General features: G+C 64.8%; 13 protein-coding genes and 2 pseudogenes. 8 read left to right on the plus strand and 7 right to left on the minus strand.

The window, feature by feature from the left end:
- Nucleotides 1-126: 126 nt before the first annotated feature.
- Nucleotides 127-376: pseudogene (locus NIBR502772_RS12455) on the minus strand (ATP-binding cassette domain-containing protein); the annotation flags it as partial.
- Nucleotides 377-648: 272 nt separating this feature from the next.
- Here NIBR502772_RS12455 and NIBR502772_RS12460 point away from each other — a divergent pair.
- The 4 genes from NIBR502772_RS12460 (at nucleotide 649) to NIBR502772_RS12475 (ending at nucleotide 5,864) form a co-directional block, all read left to right on the plus strand.
- A complete protein-coding gene (locus NIBR502772_RS12460) occupies nucleotides 649-1,671 on the plus strand; it encodes a hypothetical protein (protein WP_141140435.1) in 1,023 nt (340 codons plus the stop codon).
- A gap of 54 nt (nucleotides 1,672-1,725) precedes the next feature.
- Complete coding sequence (locus NIBR502772_RS12465) at nucleotides 1,726-1,995, plus strand: SHOCT domain-containing protein (RefSeq protein WP_141140436.1); 270 nt, start codon at nucleotides 1,726-1,728, stop codon at nucleotides 1,993-1,995.
- Between the two features lie 93 nt (nucleotides 1,996-2,088).
- On the plus strand, nucleotides 2,089-2,718 hold the full coding sequence (locus NIBR502772_RS12470; protein ID WP_141140437.1) for a hypothetical protein: 630 nt from the start codon (nucleotides 2,089-2,091) through the stop codon (nucleotides 2,716-2,718).
- A complete protein-coding gene (locus tag NIBR502772_RS12475) occupies nucleotides 2,715-5,864 on the plus strand; it encodes a beta-phosphoglucomutase family hydrolase (RefSeq protein ID WP_141140438.1) in 3,150 nt (1,049 codons plus the stop codon). The genes NIBR502772_RS12470 and NIBR502772_RS12475 overlap by 4 nt, the downstream gene beginning before the upstream one ends.
- A 27-nt stretch (nucleotides 5,865-5,891) precedes the next feature.
- Here NIBR502772_RS12475 and NIBR502772_RS12480 read toward each other — a convergent pair whose 3' ends face one another.
- A complete protein-coding gene (locus NIBR502772_RS12480) occupies nucleotides 5,892-6,341 on the minus strand; it encodes a universal stress protein (RefSeq protein WP_141140439.1) in 450 nt (149 codons plus the stop codon).
- A gap of 230 nt (nucleotides 6,342-6,571) precedes the next feature.
- Here NIBR502772_RS12480 and NIBR502772_RS12485 point away from each other — a divergent pair, with 230 nt between their 5' ends.
- The 3 genes and pseudogenes from NIBR502772_RS12485 to NIBR502772_RS12495 all read left to right on the plus strand — a co-directional run bounded on the left by NIBR502772_RS12485 (nucleotide 6,572) and on the right by NIBR502772_RS12495 (nucleotide 12,622).
- Nucleotides 6,572-9,130, plus strand: coding sequence for a cation-transporting P-type ATPase (locus NIBR502772_RS12485; protein ID WP_141142054.1), 2,559 nt, complete (start codon nucleotides 6,572-6,574; stop codon nucleotides 9,128-9,130).
- A gap of 71 nt (nucleotides 9,131-9,201) precedes the next feature.
- The gene (gene ppsA, locus NIBR502772_RS12490) at nucleotides 9,202-11,601 is read left to right on the plus strand and encodes a phosphoenolpyruvate synthase (protein ID WP_141140440.1); all 2,400 of its coding nucleotides are present in this window, start codon (nucleotides 9,202-9,204) and stop codon (nucleotides 11,599-11,601) included.
- Nucleotides 11,598-12,622, plus strand: a pseudogene (locus NIBR502772_RS12495) (6-phosphofructokinase). Before ppsA ends, NIBR502772_RS12495 begins: the two are co-directional and overlap by 4 nt.
- Before the next feature lie 44 nt (nucleotides 12,623-12,666).
- Here the strand turns inward: NIBR502772_RS12495 and NIBR502772_RS12500 are convergent.
- Nucleotides 12,667-13,065 carry an Hsp20/alpha crystallin family protein gene (locus tag NIBR502772_RS12500; protein WP_141140441.1) on the minus strand — a complete coding sequence of 133 codons (399 nt, stop codon included), beginning with the start codon at nucleotides 13,063-13,065 and terminating at the stop codon, nucleotides 12,667-12,669.
- Between the two features lie 169 nt (nucleotides 13,066-13,234).
- Between NIBR502772_RS12500 and NIBR502772_RS12505 the strand changes: the two genes are divergently transcribed.
- Nucleotides 13,235-13,699 carry a pyridoxamine 5'-phosphate oxidase family protein gene (locus NIBR502772_RS12505; protein ID WP_141140442.1) on the plus strand — a complete coding sequence of 155 codons (465 nt, stop codon included), beginning with the start codon at nucleotides 13,235-13,237 and terminating at the stop codon, nucleotides 13,697-13,699.
- Here NIBR502772_RS12505 and NIBR502772_RS12510 read toward each other — a convergent pair.
- The 4 genes from NIBR502772_RS12510 to NIBR502772_RS12525 form a co-directional block, all read right to left on the minus strand.
- Complete coding sequence (locus NIBR502772_RS12510; protein WP_246848498.1) at nucleotides 13,696-16,077, minus strand: HAD-IC family P-type ATPase; 2,382 nt, start codon at nucleotides 16,075-16,077, stop codon at nucleotides 13,696-13,698. The two genes, NIBR502772_RS12505 and NIBR502772_RS12510, sit on opposite strands and share 4 nt — an antisense overlap.
- 81 nt (nucleotides 16,078-16,158) lie before the next feature.
- Nucleotides 16,159-16,692 carry a flavodoxin domain-containing protein gene (locus tag NIBR502772_RS12515; protein ID WP_141140444.1) on the minus strand — a complete coding sequence of 178 codons (534 nt, stop codon included), beginning with the start codon at nucleotides 16,690-16,692 and terminating at the stop codon, nucleotides 16,159-16,161.
- Nucleotides 16,689-17,147, minus strand: a complete 459-nt coding sequence (locus tag NIBR502772_RS12520; RefSeq protein ID WP_141140445.1) for a flavodoxin domain-containing protein — start codon at nucleotides 17,145-17,147, stop codon at nucleotides 16,689-16,691. The genes NIBR502772_RS12515 and NIBR502772_RS12520 overlap by 4 nt, the downstream gene beginning before the upstream one ends.
- On the minus strand, nucleotides 17,144-18,199 hold the full coding sequence (locus tag NIBR502772_RS12525; protein ID WP_141140446.1) for a zinc-dependent alcohol dehydrogenase family protein: 1,056 nt from the start codon (nucleotides 18,197-18,199) through the stop codon (nucleotides 17,144-17,146). Before NIBR502772_RS12525 ends, NIBR502772_RS12520 begins: the two co-directional genes overlap by 4 nt.

Genomic DNA, 18,199 nt, shown 5'->3' on the forward strand with positions numbered 1-18,199 from the left:
GCCTCTGCGCGCCAGCCCACCCCGGGGTTGAAGTTTGAACTATGAAGCCGGGGCCGCAGCCGGACTTAGTCCACAGCATGGCCGGTTTTTGTCAAGGACGCTAATCAGCAAACCAAACACATCAAGTTCCAGGATCAGCAATTCGGGCTCGTTCATGATGGTCACGCCGAGCTGGACCTTCTGTTGCTCGCCGCCGGAGAGTTTGTCCAGCTGCAAAACCTGCTTTGTCCCCCAAGGCGACCCGCTCAAGGTACTCCTGGGACCAGCGCTTGGCGGCGTACCGGTCCAAACCTTTAAGCCGGCCGAAGTAGATCATGATGTCCAGGACCTTTTCCTTCTTGTAGAGGCCTCGTTCCTCCGGCAGGCAGCCAAGTTGCATTGTCCCGGGTCATGATCCCGGGCGCCGCCGTGCTCGATGCCTCCATGTGTGGTCATCAGCGCTGTTCCCTTCACTTGCTGATCTCTTCAACATGCGCCCGGTTCTGTCCGCAGATCAGAGCCGAAAGTCACGGATCCAGCGGGCACCCGACCCATGACGCGCAGCCGCAGCCAGACATAAAGTGGAAGAGACAATATCGTCGAGTGTCCCTGCCGGCGGCCGTCGCAGGGGCCGGACACGGGAGAAGCCATGCATCCAGGACTGCGTTCATGATGGTTGCGCTGACGGGGCCCCTGGGATCTCACGCCTCGGGAGACACCCCTCAGGTCCGATCTGCGGCGCAGGATGTCATCGAGTGGTTGCTTGAGGGCGATCCGGCCCTTCGGTGGCAGGTCCTTCAGGACTTGGCGGGTGCGGCCCCGGGCGAGGTGTTCGTTGAGCGGCATCGTGTGGCATCGGAAGGTTGGGGTGCCAGGCTGCTTGCGTCCCAGGACGATGAGGGCACGTGGGCGAAGGGCCTCTACCTTCCCAAATGGACGTCCACTACCTACACGCTCCTCCTCCTCCGCTGGCTGGGCCTTCCCGCTCGGGACCCGCGGGCCATCCGCGGGTGTCAGTGCCTGTGGGAAGGCGCCACGTACACCGACGGGGGACTGACGCTCGGGTACCGCGCCCCGGAAACATGCATCACAGGCATGCTCGTCCTGCTGGCCTCCCATTTCCTGTATACGGACCCGCGCGTAGACGAAGCGGTGGCATGGTTGCTGCGGGACCAGCTCCCCGACGGCGGCTGGAACTGCCGGGCCGTGAGGACGGGTTCCCGCCATTCCTCCTTCCACACGAGCGTCACCGTCCTTGAGGCATTGCTCGCCTACCGGGCATCTGGTGGGGGAATCGATGTCCGGGAAGCATCTGCACGGGGGCGGGAGTTCTTCCTCCTCCACCACCTCTACCGCTCCCACACGACCGGCGGGATAGCCAGGCAGGAGTTCACCCGCTTTCCGTTTCCCCCGCAATGGCATTTTGATGTCCTCCGGGGCCTGGAGTACTTCAGGGATGCTGGATCCCCGCCGGATCCCCGACTGTCAGAGGCGGTGGAAAGCATACTCGCAGCGCGGAGTCCGGACGGCAGATGGAAGCGCTATCCCCCCTACCCCGGCAGGCAATGGTTCACCCTTGAGCCGCCCGGGCCGAGCCGGATAACTACCCTTCGGTGCCTGCGTGTCCTGGGCTGGTCCTCCGGACAGGGCGCCGGGACCAAAGCCTCTGGCAACGCTGCGCAGCCCGGGTGAGAGTGATGTCAGGCCGGTGCGATGGCAGCCCCGGCCGGCGCCGGAGGACTTGCGATGATGTTCTGGAACGGAAACATGGGCGGCTGGGGCTACGCCCTGATGGTGATCAGTTTTGTGCTGTTCTGGGGCGCCGTCATCGCCGCGATCGTGCTTTTGGCCCGGTACCTCGGCTCCGGTAATCGGGGCCGAGGCGCCGGTGGAAGCTCCGGCACGGGATCCGGGTACGCGGAGGACCTGCTCGCCGAGAGGTTTGCCCGCGGCGAAATCGACGAAACGGAGTACACCGCCAGGCTGAACGTGCTCCGACGCGGCCCCCAACGATGAGGATCATCCGGCCAGAACCCGCAACTGCGGGCTGGCCTGGACGCAACTGCCCACGCCCCCGGCGCTTGCCGGTCCCTGTTTGGTAGCTGTGCCATGGACCTTCGCCTCGTTCCCCGGGTGCTGCTCCTCCGCGCCGCATCGCACCCGCGCGACCATTGGGACGCTGCCAGGATCAGCAAACACCAGCAGCATGCTTTGAGGGAACTTCGGAATGCAGCCTATGCAGGATCGGCGTTCTACCGCCGCCATCATGCCGGACTGCTTGGCGCCCCGCTGGATCAATTGCCACCGGTAACCAAAGCGGAGCTCATGGCGAACTTCAACGATGCCCTTACCGTCCGCGGGCCCACCCTTGAACATCTGGAGCACCATCTGCGGGCCTTGGCGCAGGGTATTGAAGGGCGGCAGGAGGACATCCTGCACTTGCCGGGCAGGAATGGCACTGTCAGCATCCACCCGAATGTGTTCCACCATGTACTGGACGAGGCAGCCTCCTCTGGGTGGCAGGTCATCCAGGAAGCCGATGGTCTGCGGATACTCCTTGCCGGAATTACCCCCGGGATCACCGCTGCAGGCGCCCGGGCAGCAGTGGCCGGCGCTCTGACGGACGCAGGCGTTGCCAAGATTCCGGTGAACAGTCGGGTGGTAGAGCACCTGGAGCGCACACCGCTGGGCAAGGCGCCTTTCGTGCGCGTCCGGGCGGCCAGCAGGGACAGGCCATGACCGAATCACCTACCGCTTCCGCGGCGTTGTCACCCTTCGATGCTGTGATCTTTGACTTGGACGGTGTGGTGACGGACACGGCCTCCGTGCATGAAGCAGCGTGGAAAGAGCTCTTCGACGGGGTGCTGGAAGATCCGCGGATTCCGTCGGACGCCGGGAGGGGCCCGTTCACGTCAGGTGATTACCTGGACTATGTGGACGGCAGGACCCGGGAAGACGGCGTAGCATCCTTCCTCGCGTCCCGAGACGTCGCCCTGCCCGCCGGCGGCCGTGCTGACGCTGCCGGAGCCTGGTCTGTCCACGGCCTGGCAAAACTTAAGGACAGGCTATTTAAGGAGAGGCTGGCGCGCGACGGCGTGAAGACGTTTCCCGGCACGGTCGCATTGATAGAGAGGCTCCGCTCGGCCCGGGTCCCGGTGGCTGTTGCCACCTCCAGCCGCAATGCGTCCCGCGTCCTGGCCGCGGCGGGGCTCTCGAAGTCTTTTGACCTGGTCATGAACGGCGTCATCGCGGCCGAGTTGGGACTCCCGGGTAAACCCGATCCCGCCGTGTTCCTTGAAATCGTGCACCGACTCGGTGTCTCACCCGCCCGGGCAGTGGTGATTGAAGATGCCATAGCCGGCGTGGAGGCAGCACGCCGGGGCGGCTTCGGCCTGGTTGTGGGCATCGACAGGGCAAACAGGCGAGCCGAGCTGGAGGCCGCGGGCGCCGACGTCGTACTGACTGATGTAGCACAACTCGACCTCGGCCGTGTCCTCACTGACCCCTGGCGCCTCATCTACGAAGGCTACGATCCTGCGCATGAAGGCCACCGGGAGGCACTGACAACCCTTGGAAACGGCTACGTGGCTGTCCGCGGCGCTGAGCCCGAGAGCAGCAGGAGCGACGTCCACTACCCCGGTACCTATCTTGCCGGGGTCTACAACCGGCTGTTGAGCACCGTCCAGGGCCAGGACGTCGAAGACGAGCACATGGTCAATGCTCCCAACTGGCTGGTGCTCGATGTCCGGCTGGACGGAACGGACTGGTGCTCAAGGGGCGGCCTGAAGATCCTTCGCGAACGGCGGATACTGGACATGCGCCGGGCCACCCTTGAACGGGAAGCAGTGCTGGAGGCTCCTGATGGCCGCCGGCTGGCACTGGGCCAGCGCCGATTCGTGTCAATGGCCCAGCCGCACCTGATGGCGCTCAACGTAACGTTGACCGCGTTGGGCTGGAGCGGGTCCGCCGAGATCCGCAGCGGAGTGGATACCGGCGTCACCAACGAGAACGTGCCCGAAGATGCCCTCCTGGCACATCACCACCTCCTCGGACTGGGGGTCACTGAGCCAGCAGGGCCGATTCCGGTAATCGAAGTGGAAACCAGCCAAAGCCATGTCAGGATCGCTACCGCTTTGCGCACGGACGTCACCGGTCCGGCCAGCCCGGGTGATCCGGGAGAGCAGGACGGCCACCATTACCGCTCCTGGGACCTTCAACTGGAAAATGCAAAGCCAGTGGTGGTTACCCGGACCGCAGCCGTGGTCACCTCCCGTGACCGGGCAATTTCCTCGCCCGCGCTGGCCGCGGCGAACGTCCTAAGGACCGCTTCGCCAAGCTTTGACAGCTTGCTCGCTGAGCACGAGGCTGCCTGGGGGAAACTGCTGAGCCTGTTCGCCATCGACATCGGCGGCAGCCCCCAGGTGCAGTTGATCCTGAACCTCCACGTTTTCCATCTGCTGCAGACGCTCAGCCCGCACACGGCAGAACTGGACGCCGGTGTACCCGCACGCGGACTGCACGGTGAGGGCTACCGCGGCCACATCTTCTGGGACGAATTGTTTGTCCTTCCGCTACTCACCTCCAGAATGCCGTCCGTCGCGCGCTCCGTCATCAACTACCGGTGGCGCAGGCTTCCGGCAGCCCGTGAAGCCGCTAAAGAGTCGGGGCTCAAGGGAGCGCTCTTTCCCTGGCAGAGCGGCAGCGACGGCAGGGAGGAAACGCCGCGTTGGCTCTTCAACCGTCGCTCCGGCCGGTGGTTACCGGACTATTCGCACCTCCAGCGGCATGCGGGCCTCACCGTCGCCTACAACGCCTGGCAATACTTCATGGCCACGCAGGACCGGGAATGGCTGCTGCGCCAGGGTGCCGAACTGATTGTGGAAGTAGCCCGGCTCGTCGCCTCCATGGCCGAATACGACCGGGAAACGGACCGTTTCCATCTCCGGGGAATCATGGGCCCGGACGAGTATCACACCGGCTATCCGGACAACCCCGGCGCAGGCCTGGACGACAACGCCTACACAAACGTCATGGCCGCCTGGGTATGTGCCCAGGCCTGCGAAATTCTCTCCCTGGTCCACGGGCACGACCTGGCGGACCTCACGGCACGCCTGGCGATGGAACAGGCGGAGATTGAGCGGTGGCGGCACGTCAGCACACGGATGTACGTGCCGTTCCACGAGGGCATCATCAGCCAGTTCGCCGGATACGAGCAACTGCAGGAACTGGACTGGGACCATTACCGGAACGCCTACCGGAACATCGAACGCCTGGACCTGATCCTCGAGGCCGAAGGAGACAGCCCCAACCGGTATCGCTTGGCCAAGCAGGCTGACGTCCTGATGCTTCTATACGTCCTTGGCGGCCAGGAACTGATGCTCTTCCTGGCCAGGCTTGGCTATGACGTGACCGCCGCGCAGCTGGAAGCCACCGTAGATTACTACTTGGCCCGGACTGCACACGGCTCCACCCTCAGCCGGGTGGCACATGCTTCCGTTCTCGCGGCAAAAGACCCCGACCGGGCCTGGAACACGTTCCGTGAAGCCCTCAGCGCCGATCTCGACGACACCCAGGGAGGCACCACACGGACAGGGATACACCTAGGCGCAATGGCTGGAACCATCGACGTCGTGCAGCGAAGTTTCGCAGGCCTGAGAATCACCTCTAATGCCCTCCTATTCGCGCCAAAAATGCCGAAAGGCATCAAGAGCGTTTCCTTCCACGTCCGGTACCGGGACCACCTGCTTGGGGTCGTCCTTGAGCACGGGAAACTGACCGTTTCAGCGGCACCAGGCGACGCCGGCCCCATCTGGCTGCAGGTCGGCCCGGAACGCCACCAGCTGGCGGCGGGTGACCAACGGCAGTTCCTGCTGGGCGCCGGCTAACCAAAACGGGTACGACGGCGGACCCGCCTAGGCCACGGATACTTCCGACCCGGGCGTGTGCACTACCAGGACCGGGCAGTGGGCATGGGCGACGCAGGCGCCGCTGACCGATCCAAGCAGCATCCCGGCGAAACCACCGTGCCCGCGGCGCCCGACCACCAGCAGCGACGCCTGCCGGCTTCCATCAACCAGCTCCGTTCGCGGAGATCCATGAACAAGCCTGAGCACAACATCCCGGGGGCGCTCGGGGCCAAAAGCTTCCCTGATTGCACGTTCCAGCTTCTCCTCTGCCTCGTGCGCGAAACCCTCCACTCCCATGGCAAGGTAGCCTTCATAGCCCGCCGGATACTCCCAGCACCCCCAGGCCTCCAGGCGCGCGCCCGTAGCGCGGGCGAGCCGTTGCCCCTGGCGGAGGGCTTCGATGGACGCCTCGGAGCCGTCCACACCGACAATGATCTTCTCTGTGGCCTTGGCCATGATTCGTTCCCCAAGCTGTACGTAGACGGGTTTGATGACAGCATCGCCCCTGAGGCTGCCGCAGAACAGAGTCCAAGGTCATGACGCCGGCGTGCCTCGCGGGGCCATGTTGCCCGGCATGACCTTTGGCCCTAGACGCCGCCGCCCGCCGGGTGTTCCCTGTCAACGAACCGAACGTCGGCAACACGGGAGCAGAAGTGGCACAACGGGCGGGTCCGCCCCGATCCGGGCTGGACGCAACAGGCCTGACTTCCCAACGCGCCGCTGAACTGCTGAAGGAATCAGGCCCTAACGTTCTTCCCGCAGCGAAGACCGTCGCGCAGTGGCGCAAGCTCCTTGGGGAATTGACCCATTTCTTCGCCGTCATGCTGTGGTGTGCGGCCGCGCTGGCGTTCATTGGAGGGATGCCGCAGCTTGGCATCGCCATCATCGTGGTGGTCCTCGTCAACGGGGTCTTCGCCCACATCCAGCAGGAACGTGCCCAGCACGCGGCGGCAAAACTGCGGGGACTGCTGCCCGCCGACGTCTCGGTCCGCCGCGACGGCCACATCCTCAGGGTCCATACCAGCGAGCTGGTGCCGGGAGACGCCGTGGTCCTGTCTGCGGGCGACCGTGTACCCGCCGATGTCGTCTTCGCCTCCGCCTCCGGCTGTGCCGTGGATGAGTCCATGCTGACAGGGGAAAGTGAAGCGGTATCGAAGACCAGCGGTGACAGCGCCTGGGGCGGAACATTCCTTGTTAACGGCGAAGCGGATGCTGTGGTGTCCCGCACCGGCGGAAACACCAGGCTTGCCGGAATCGCCGCGCTGACCAGCGGAACGGTATCTCCGCCGACACCGCTGGCACTGGAGCTGCACCGTATCGTCCGTCTCATCGCGGCCGTCGCAATGGCCGTGTCCGGGTTTTTCTTCCTTGTGTCCTTGCTGGTGGGCATCCCGTGGCGCGACGCGTTCCTCTTTGCCATCGGCGTTGCCGTGGCCCTCGTCCCCGAAGGCCTGCTGCCCACCGTCACCCTTTCACTGGCGATGGGGGCACAACGGATGGCGGCGCGCAATGCCCTGGTCCGCAACCTGGAAGCCGTGGAAACCCTGGGGTCCACCACCTTCATCTGCACCGACAAGACAGGAACCCTGACGCAGAACCGGATGAACGCCGTCGAGGTTTTCACCGCCGCCGGGCGGGTGAAAGTGAGGGGCGAAGGATATCGGCCGGAAGCCGACATCGAGGGAGCCGCGATCTCCGCAGCCATCAGGACGGCGCTCGCGGCACGGGCAGCCTCCCAGGGCAGGGCCGTCCTCCACGGAAGTGAGTGGACGGCTGTGGGGGATCCGATGGAGGCAGCCATCGATGTGCTGGCCCGACGCCTGTCCGGACCCCTTCCCGGAGATGCGAAACCCGCACGGCGCTTCGCCTTCGATCCAAGCCGGCGCCGCGAATCGGTCATTGTGGGTACGACCCTCTACGTCAAGGGCGCGCCCGAGTCTGTCCTCCCGCTCTGCGGAAAGTCCACAGGCTCGGCCGCGGAGGAAGTTGAAACAATGGCTTCACGGGGGCTGAGGGTCATAGCCGTCGCCGTCCGCGAACTGCCCGGCCCGCAGGAGGGCTGGCTGGAACGTCCGCCGGAAGAAGTCGAGACCGGTCTTGCACTGCTGGGGCTGATCGCCCTGCACGACCCGCCCAGGCCGGACGTGGGCGACGTGATCCGGACCGCCCGCGGGGCCGGCATCCGCGTGGGGATGATCACGGGCGACCACCCCGCAACCGCCGCAGCCATAGCCCGGGAAATCGGACTGATGGGATCACCCGAACTGGTCCTTGAGGGGGCGCTTCTACCCGAGGACGAACAGGTCCTCGGCGCCTTGCTTGACCGGGACGGCATCGTGGTCAGCCGGGTCTCCCCGGAACAGAAACTGCGCGTGGCCAAGGCCCTGCAGGGCCGTGGCCACGTTGTGGCAATGACGGGCGACGGCGTCAACGACGGCCCAGCGCTGCAAGAGGCCGACATCGGGGTAGCCATGGGGCGCAGCGGGACCGATGTTGCCCGCGAAGCTGCCGACCTCGTCCTCCTGGACGACCATTTCGCCACGATCGTGGCAGCAATCGAACAAGGCCGCGCCACGTATTCGAACATCCACCGGTTCCTCACCTATCACCTGACAGACAATGTTGCCGAACTGACGCCGTTCGTCATCTGGGCACTGTCCGGCGGGCAGTTTCCGCTTGCCCTGGGCGTCCTGCAGATCCTCGCCCTCGACATTGGAACCGATCTGCTTCCCGCCCTCGCGTTGGGCGGTGAAAAGCCAGGAAAGGGAGTTCTGAAGCGGCCACCGGAGAGGCGGCACCTGATGGACCGCCAACTGATGTTCCGGGTGTTTTGCGTGCTGGGGCCTGTGGAGGCGGTGATGGAGATGACGGCGTTCTCCGTGGTACTTTTCGGCGGCGGGTGGATGCGCGGGGATCCCCAGGACACCGGCCTGGTGATGGCGGCGTCCGGAGCCGCCTTTTCCGCGGTCGTCCTTGGCCAGCTCGCGAATGCCTTTGCCTGCCGCAGCGCCAGCCTGCCGCCGTGGATGCTCGGCTGGTTCACCAACCGCCTGCTGTCCTGGGCCGTCCTCGCGGAAGTCGGGGCCCTGGCCGCGTGCCTTTACGCGGTTCCTGTTTCCGCGGTGCTCGGGCACCTGCCGCCGCCGCCGGCAGGGTTCGTTGTCGCTGCCCTGGCGGTACCGGCCGTGTTCGCCGCCGACTGGGCCTACAAAAGGCTCCGGCGGAGCGGCAGCAGCGGCGCGTAGCACTTCACCTCCGCCAGCCCGCAGGACCAAAGCCTCTGCTTCGTCCCCGGTTCAGCCGGGAGGATCAAGCCATGAATGCACGGAAGGCGCCAGACGTTCACGTGGTGTGGTTTGAAGACGTAGGGATGGACGATGTACCCGCCGTGGGCGGCAAGAACGCCTCGCTGGGTGAACTGAGCCGCTCGCTGATCAGTTCGGGTGTCCGGGTGCCGGAGGGCTTTGCCACCACAGCCTCCGCCTACCGGGCCTTCGTTGGCGCCAACGGCATCGAACCGGGGATCAGTGCCACGATTGAGGCGTACCGGGCAGGCAGCACAACCCTGCGGGAAGCCGGCGAAGCCATCAGGGAGCTTTTCCTTGGCGGGGAGTTTCCGCCGGACATCGCCGCCGGCATCCGGGACTACTACAGGGATTTATCCGAGCGGTCGGGGCAGGCCAGGGCATCGGTGGCCGTCCGGAGCAGCGCCACCGCCGAAGACCTTCCGGATGCGAGTTTCGCAGGCCAGCAGGAAACCTTCCTGAACATTTCAGGCGAGCGGGAGGTGCTGGAGGCCTGCAGGCGGTGCTACGCCTCCCTGTTTACGGACCGGGCCATCAGCTACCGGGAAATCAAAGGTTTCGACCATCTGGAGGTGGCCCTGTCCATAGGCGTGCAGAGAATGGTGCGTTCGGATATCGGTGCCTCCGGGGTGATGTTTTCCATTGACACAGAGTCGGGCTTTCCCCGCAGCGTCCTGATCAGCGCGGCATGGGGACTGGGCGAAACGGTAGTGCAGGGGACCATCAATCCCGATAAGTACCAGGTATTCAAGCCATTGCTGTCCGACCCGCGGTTCGCCCCCATCATCGAAAAGACCATCGGCGCCAAAGAACGGAAGATGATCTACCGGCGCGGCAGCCACGCGCGCACCCGGACGATCGACACCACAGACCGGGAACGGCGCTCGCTGGTGCTCAGCGATTCCGAGATCCTGACGCTGGCGCGCTGGGCGGTGGCGGTGGAGGTGCATTACGGACGGCCCATGGACATGGAGTGGGCCAAGGACGGTTCCAGCGGCGAACTCTTTATGGTCCAGGCCCGGCCGGAGACGGTACAGGCCCGGCGAAGCGCTTCAGTCTTCCGCATTTACCACCTTCGTGGATCAGGCCCGCTGCTGGTATCCGGCGCGGCGATCGGGGAGTCGATAGCGCATGGTGCGGTCTGTGTTGTGCGGGACGCCCGGGACATTGGGCAGTTCCGGGACGGCGCCATCCTGGTAGCCCAGATGACCGACCCTGACTGGGTTCCCATCATGCAGCGCGCCGCCGGTATCGTCACGGACCACGGCGGCCCGACGAGCCACGCCGCGATTGTGAGCAGGGAACTGGGTGTCCCGGCCATAGTGGGGACGGGGAATGCCACGTCAGTCCTCGCCGAGGGAACGTCCATCACGCTTTCCTGCGCCGGGGGTGAGGATGGCCGCGTCTACGACGGCACGCTGGCTTTCGACATCGAAGAGGTTGACCTTGGCACCCTGCCCACGACGCGTACTTCTGTCATGGTCAACATCGCCAGCCCGTCGGCTGCCTTCCAATGGTGGCGCCTGCCTGCAGCCGGCGTGGGCCTTGCACGGATGGAATTCATCATCAGCAACCTCATCCGGATCCATCCCATGGCGCTCGTGCATCCCGAGCGCGTCACGCATCCTGGCGACGCTGAACGCATTAAGGAGCTCACCTCCGGACGGGGGGACCTGCAGGAGTACTTTGTTGATGCACTGGCCACCGGGGTTGCCAAGATTGCCGCACCCTATTATCCGTTGCCCGTGATCGTCAGGCTCAGCGATTTTAAGAGCAACGAGTACGGACACCTGATCGGTGGGCGCGCTTTCGAAGCAGCCGAAGAGAATCCCATGCTGGGATTCCGCGGAGCCTCACGCTACTACGACAAGCGCTACCGGGAAGGCTTTGCCTTGGAATGCCGGGCGCTGAAACGGGTGCGCGGGAAGCTGGGTTTCTCCAACGTCATCATCATGGTTCCTTTCTGCCGCACCACCCGCGAGGCTGACCTGGTGATCAATGAGTTGGCACGAAACGGGTTGGTCCGTGGCGAGGAAGGGCTGCAAGTTTACATGATGTGTGAGATTCCTTCGAATGTCATCCTTGCCTCGGAATTCGCACGCCGCTTCGATGGATTCTCCATCGGGTCCAATGACCTGACCCAGCTTGTCCTTGGGGTGGACCGCGACTCCGAACAGCTGGCCGAACTTTTTGATGAACGGGACGAGGCAGTGAAGTCGATGATCGCCGAGGTCATCGCCAAGGCGCATGCGGCCGGGATCAAGATCGGCATCTGCGGCCAGGGCCCAAGCAACCACCCGGATTTCGCGGCGTTCCTGGTGAAGGAGGGTATCGACTCCATTTCGCTCAACCCCGACACGTACCTCAAGACTGTTCCGGTGATCGCAGCGGCCGAGAATCAGGAAAGATGACCAGGCTTGGCCTCCTGACCAGCGGCGGAGACTGCCCGGGGCTGAATGCCGTGATCCGCGGTGCCGTGCTGAGCGGCGTGGTGTCCCATGGGTATGACTTCGTGGGTTTCCGGGACGGCTGGAAAGGGGTGCTGGAAGGGGACGTGGTTCCACTGCCCAGGTATGCCGTGCGGGGAATTGCCAGGTTTGGCGGGACCATACTTGGCACATCGCGGACCAACCCGCTGAATTCAGGCGGAGCGGGGCGGTGCGCGAAAGCCTGCGCCGCCTTGCCGTCGATGGGCTGATCGCCATCGGCGGAGAGGGAACCCTGGCGGCAGCGCAGGAGCTGGCCAAACAGGGAATCAATGTTATCGGAGTCCCCAAGACCATCGACAACGACCTCGACGCCACGGATGTCACATTCGGCTTCGACACCGCAGTCCAGACCGCAACGGAGGCCATCGACCGGCTGCGCACCACGGGGGAGTCGCACCACCGCTGCATGATCGCCGAAGTCATGGGCCGGAACGCCGGCTGGATAGCGCTGCATGCCGGGATGGCTTCCGGCGCCCACGCCATCCTCATCCCGGAACACACGGTCCCTTTGCGCCAGGTTGCCGCCTGGGTGGAGTCCGCCCATGGCCGCGGGAGGGCACCGCTCGTGGTTGTGGCCGAGGCATTTGTCCTGGAGGGCCAGGATGCACCGTTTTCACCCAGGGGCCTGGACACTTTTGGCAGGCCCAGGCTGGGCGGAATCAGCGTACTGCTGGAGCACCAACTGCAGGAGCTGACGGGAATCGAAACGAGGGCCACCATTCTGGGCCACATCCAACGGGGCGGTGCCCCCACCGCCTTTGACAGGGTCCTGGCCACGCGGCTGGGCTTTGCAGCCGTCGATTCAGCCGCAAACGGCCGCTGGGGGACTATGGTGTCGCTGCGCGGGACCACCATCGTCAACGTCGGCTTCGAAGCTGCGCTGGGCCGGCTCAAGACTGTTCCCGATGACCGCTACCAGGAGGCAGCAATCCTGTTCGGCTGATCCCGGGCCGGACCCAGCTGTCAACCCCGGGTTATCTCAATCTTTCATTCAGGTGGCTGCTGGGCGGCCGCCGGCACTGGCGTCCGGACCTCAAGCACACCGTCCTTATAGGAGGCGGTGATGTCGTCCTGTTGGACGCCGTCGGGAAGGGCCAGCCTCCGGACGAATGAACCATAGCGGAACTCTGAACGGTAGCTGTTCTTGTCCCTCTGCTCGGACTTTCCCCTGCGCTCGGCCTTGATTTCAAGGGCACCGTCCACAACGGTGACGCTGACATCTTTGTCCGGATCGATCCCCGGGAGTTCGGCCCGGACCACAAGGGTGTTGCCTTCAACCGATTCTTCGACGCGGATCCCCGACGCGGCGGTGTCCCCTTCGAAAAGCCTCTCAATCATCTCGACGGGGGAGCGCCGGGTGTCAAACCATTTCATCAAATCAGCCATGTCTGCCGCCTGGCTTGGATGGCTATCGGTGCATCATTGCCCGACTCCTTAAGGGTCGGGGACAGGGCACCGAGGACCCAGAGGCTTTGGTCCTGTCACCGCTGCCGGCAAGCCCCACGCATTGCCGGAGCGCGGCGACCCGGCGGGACAGGGGGCTAGGATCAGTTCCATGAGCAGCTCCGCTTCGGAATCCCCCACGGAAGTCCTCGTCCCGGCTGACTGCTGGAAGTATCTGGAGTCCTCCTACATAGGCCGGCTGGCCGTGATCAACGGTTCAGTCCCCGAGATCTTTCCTGTGAACTTCATGGTTATCGGAGGAAAGGTGGTCTTTCGAACTGCCGCTGGCACGAAACTTCGTGCCCTCCTCAGTGGCACCGCCGTGGCCTTTGAAGCGGATGGGATGAACGCCTACGCCACCGAAGTCTGGAGCGTTGTGGTCAAGGGAACGCCAGGGCCGTTTGAGGGAGATCCAGCGACCCTTCAGGAAACCGGTCCGGACCGCGGGCCCTGGCAGCCCGGAACCAAAGACCACCTCGTCCAAATCGTCCCCTGGGAGGTCTCCGGGCGCAGGTTTGCGGTTTCACCGCGCACACGCTGGTGGCCCCCGCAGGACTTTGCAGCAGACTGGCTCTAAGGAGGCGTCATCTTCACAGGCGGATCAGCGGGGTACCGCCTTGCATGGGCCCGGCTCAGCGCCACGACCGCAACGATGGCGACGGCGGCAGCGGCGAGGGCGGCAGCCGTGAGTTCAGGAGGTGGCCATTCGAGCATAAAGAACTCCTGCAGGACGGGGACGGTCATCAGCAGTACCAGGCCCAGGAACATGGCTGCGATGATGGCCAGGCGCAGGGCGCTGACGGGGCGGCTGACGGCTGCCAGGACAGACAGGCCTACGAGGGACAACGTCAGCACGGAGGCGGTGCGGCTGGCTCCGACGCTGAAGCCCGCCGCACCAACGGAATACACCTGGACAGCCATGACCGCCGCGGTGACGACGATTCCAGCTGGAACTGCCATCGCCAGGGACCGTCGGAGAAAACCGGGCCGGTAGCGGCGGCTGTTACTCATCAGGGCCAGGAAGAACGCGGGAATGCCGATGGTCAGCCCATCGGTGGCGGACAGCTGCCGGGGCAGGAAGGGAAAGTTCCACATCAGTGCTCCGAAGAGCACGGACAAGGCAACAGCGTAGGTTGTTTTGCTCAGGAACAGCACCGAGACCCGCTCAATATTGGCGATAACCTGGCGGCCTTCGGCCAGGACCGCGGGTAGCCTGTCAAAGCGCCCGTCCAACAGGACCAGGCGGGCCACGGCCTTGGTAGCGGGTGCCGCCGTGTCCATGGCGATGCCGATGTCTGCCTCCTTTAACGCCAACGCGTCATTGACGCCATCGCCCGTCATGGCCACGGTGTGCCCCATCCGCCGCAGTGCCAGCACCATGTCTTTCTTCTGTTGGGGCGTCACGCGGCCGAACACAGAAAAACCTTCGAGCGTTTCCTCCAACCGTTTCGCTTCCTGGGGCAGGTGACGCGCGTCGTAGCCATCGCCGACGTCGAGCCCCACCTCACGCGCTACAGCCGAAACCGTCCGGTGATCATCGCCGGAGAGGATCTTTACGCCCACGCCCTGCCGGCGGAAGTAGGACAACGTCTGTGCGGCATCGGGGCGGACCATTTCGCGGAAAGTCACCAGTGCGGCCGCAGCCAGACCCCCGGGCAACCGGACGTCGTCGTCGGGACTCCCTTCGGGCACGGTTTCCTGTGTGTGGGCCAGTACCAGCGTGCGGAGACCCGCTGACGCGAGGCGGCGGGCCTGTGCCAGGACCACATCGGTGCTTCCGTTACTCCCTGGCAACGCCATCTCAGGGGCACCCAGCACCCAGGTCCCCGCAGCGGCGTGGGGCGGAAGGAAACTGGCAGCACTCCACTTTCTGGCGGAGGAGAAAGGAACGACGGCGGTCGGGGCCCGGCTGCCATCGAAGCCGAAGGTGCCAGCCAGGCTGCGGGCCGTGGCGTTGGCGTGGGGGTCGGAGCCGAACCAGCCCAGGGCCTCCTCCCAGCCCGGCGGAGGTGGCCCGCCTACGGCATGCACGCCGTCGAAAACCACCTTGCCCTCAGTCAGCGTGCCGGTCTTGTCGATGCAGAGAACGTCCACCCGGGCAAGGCCCTCCACAGCGGCCAGTTCCTGCACCAGCACGTTGTGGCGGGCAAGGCGGACGCCCCCGACGGCGAACGCAACGCTGGTCATCAGCACGAGTCCCAGGGGGATCATCGCGATGGCCCCGGCCACCGCTCCGACGAGCGCCTCTACCCACGCCCCGGTACGGAAAGCGGCGTCCCAGCCGCCTTTGGCCTGCATCTGGCCGTTGGTGATGACGACCACCACGGGGAACAGCGCCCAGCTGATCCACCCAAGGACGCGGTTGATCCCGTTGCGGATCTCTGAATTGACGAGGGAGAAACGTTTGGCTTCCGCAGTGAGCAGGCTGGCATACGAGCTGGCCCCCACCGCGACCACCCTCGCCTTTCCCTGGCCGGCTGTGATCGTGGAGCCGGACAGCACCGTTGAGCCCGGGTCCTTGTTCACGGGCTCTGACTCACCCGTGAGGAGGGATTCGTCAACTTCCAGGCCATTGTCGTCGACGATGACGGCGTCGGCTACGACCTGGTCGCCGGCCTGGAGGACGGTTATATCGTCCAGGACCACATCCGCGACCGCGATCTCCTGCACCTGGCCGTCGCGGAGCACCCTGGCCTGCGGGGCATCCATGACTGCCAGCCGGTCAAGCAGCCGCTTGGCCCGGAACTCCTGGACCACGCCGATCACGGCGTTGCTGAGCGCCGCGAACCCAAAGAGCGCATCCTGCCACTGCCCGAGGACGAGCAACAGCAGGAAGCAACCACCAACAATGCCGTTAAAGAGAGTCAGCACGTTGGCCCGGACAATCTGCCAAAGGGTGCGGCTCGAGTTGTCGGGGACTCCGTTGGCCAAGCCGGCGAGCGTGCGCTCCTTCACCTCCTCCGTGGAGAGGCCGGATCCCGCGGGAGCGTCAGCCCCGGGCGGAAAAGGAGCCGCTGCCGTGCCCACCGGCCAGCCTCAAGGTGCAGGCGTGAGGGCCGCCCCGAGGGTCCTTCCCCATTCGCGCGCCCGGTCGAGTTCACCCGGCAAAAGCTTGTTGGTGTCATCAACGAGGAAACTTGCAGGCTCAGCGACGAGCTCAAGGCCGTGCTGCTTGAGTCGTTTCGCGATCCCCTTGGACGCCTGTCCCGTCAGCAGTTTGTTGCCCTCCAGCCGGGTATCGAAAGCGGCAGCTTTCCCGGTTGCCTTGTCCAGGGCATCAAACCATGCCCGCAAACCCTGTCCGCCGGCCGCCGCGTCCGGGACCAGTCCCTTCTCAGGGTGTTCGAGGGCGTCCTTGACCGCCAGTTCCCACATGGGCTTCCTGCTCATGCCATGGATATGGGTGGGCCCTCCGACTACCAGGAGATCGGTGGCCGTGGGATCGGTCCCGGCCGCCTCGTCGACGGACATCACCAAGGGTTCGGCCAGCCCTTGCAGTCCTTGTGCTATCGCGTCCGCGACGGCGTGCGTGTTGCCGTAGAGGGATTCGTAAACAATGGCTGCCTTCATGGCGTTGCCTTCCGATCGAGTGCCGACGCCAGGTTCCTGGCCCAGCCGGCTGCCTTTTCGAGTTCCCCGGCGCGCAGGGGCCCTTCGGTGCCCCGGACGTAGAACGGGGTGGGATTGGAAATGATGTGCGCGCCGCCATCGGTCAGCAGCTTGGTCATTTTCCGGGCGGCGTCGCCATGGATGAAGAAGCGGACGCGGGTGTCGAATGCTGCTGCTCTGATGCCCTTGAGCCGTCCGTCGCCCAATCGCGTCAAGAGCTGCGTGATTTTGGGCGTGGGCCGCCACCCGTTGATGGGGGAACCGACGATGAGGAAATCGCCAGCTGCCAGGGTTCCGGGGTTGAACTCCGAGACGGAAACTGCTGCCGCGCGGAGAGGTTTGAGGCCCTGCGAGATGGCCTCGGCAACCGCCTGGGTGTTCCCGTATGCGGAGTCGTAAACGACGTAGCCTTTCATGCCGCAATCACAACCTTAAGTGCGTTCGTCTCCGCGGCCCGGGCGAATGTGTCGTAGGCCTCCATGAACTGGTCAAAGCGGAAGCGGTGTGTGGCGAACTTTTCCGCCGGCAGTTTGTTCTGGGCCACGAGCTTCAGCAGCATCGGTGTGGTGTTGGCGTTCACCAGTCCCATGCTGATATTGATGTTCTGGATCCAGAGGTTCTCCACATGGAGTTCCACTGACTTGCCGTGCACGCCGACGTTGGCGACGTTCCCGCCGGGCCGGACCACCTCCGTGCACATGGTGAACGTTGCGGGAACGCCCACTGCCTCGATCGCCACGTCCACGCCCTGGCCGTCTGTCAGGGCCATCACCTGCTCCTTCCAGTCGGCGTCGTCCGAGCGGACAACGTCAGTGGCGCCGAACTCCCGGGCCTTCGCAAGGCGGTTCGCGTCCAAGTCCACGGCGATAACGGTGGCCGCTCCGTAAAGCCCTGCGGTGGCGATTGCGGCCAGCCCGACCGGGCCTGCCCCGACTACCGCTACTGTGTCGCCGGGTTTGACCCGGCCGTACTGGACGCCGATTTCGAAGCCCGTGGGGAGGATGTCCGACAGCATGACGGCCTGCTCGTCGCTGACGCCGTCGGGCAGCAGGTGCAGGGAGTTTTCGGCGTAGGGGACGCGCACGTACTCGGCTTGCGTGCCGTCGATCAGGTGTCCGAAGACCCAGCCGATGCCCGAAGCGCCCTCGTCACCCATGCAGTGCGAATAGAGGCCTACCTTGCAGTTGGCACAATGGCCACAGGATTTGATGCAGGAGATGATCACCCGGTCACCCGGTTTCAGGCTGGTCACTGACGCGCCAACCTCAGTGATGGTCCCCACCCCCTCGTGACCGAGGATCCGCCCCTCGGCCACGGCCGGCACATCGCCTTTGAGGATATGCAAATCCGTCCCGCAGATGGTGGTGGTGTCAACTTTGACGATGGCATCGGAGGGATTCCGGATCACCGGAACGGGCACTTCTGTCCAGGATTTTTTGCCTGGGCCCCCGTAAACCATTGCTTTCAT

The sequence above is a fragment of the Pseudarthrobacter sp. NIBRBAC000502772 genome (assembly GCF_006517235.1).
Classification (GTDB): Bacteria; Actinomycetota; Actinomycetes; order Actinomycetales; family Micrococcaceae; genus Arthrobacter.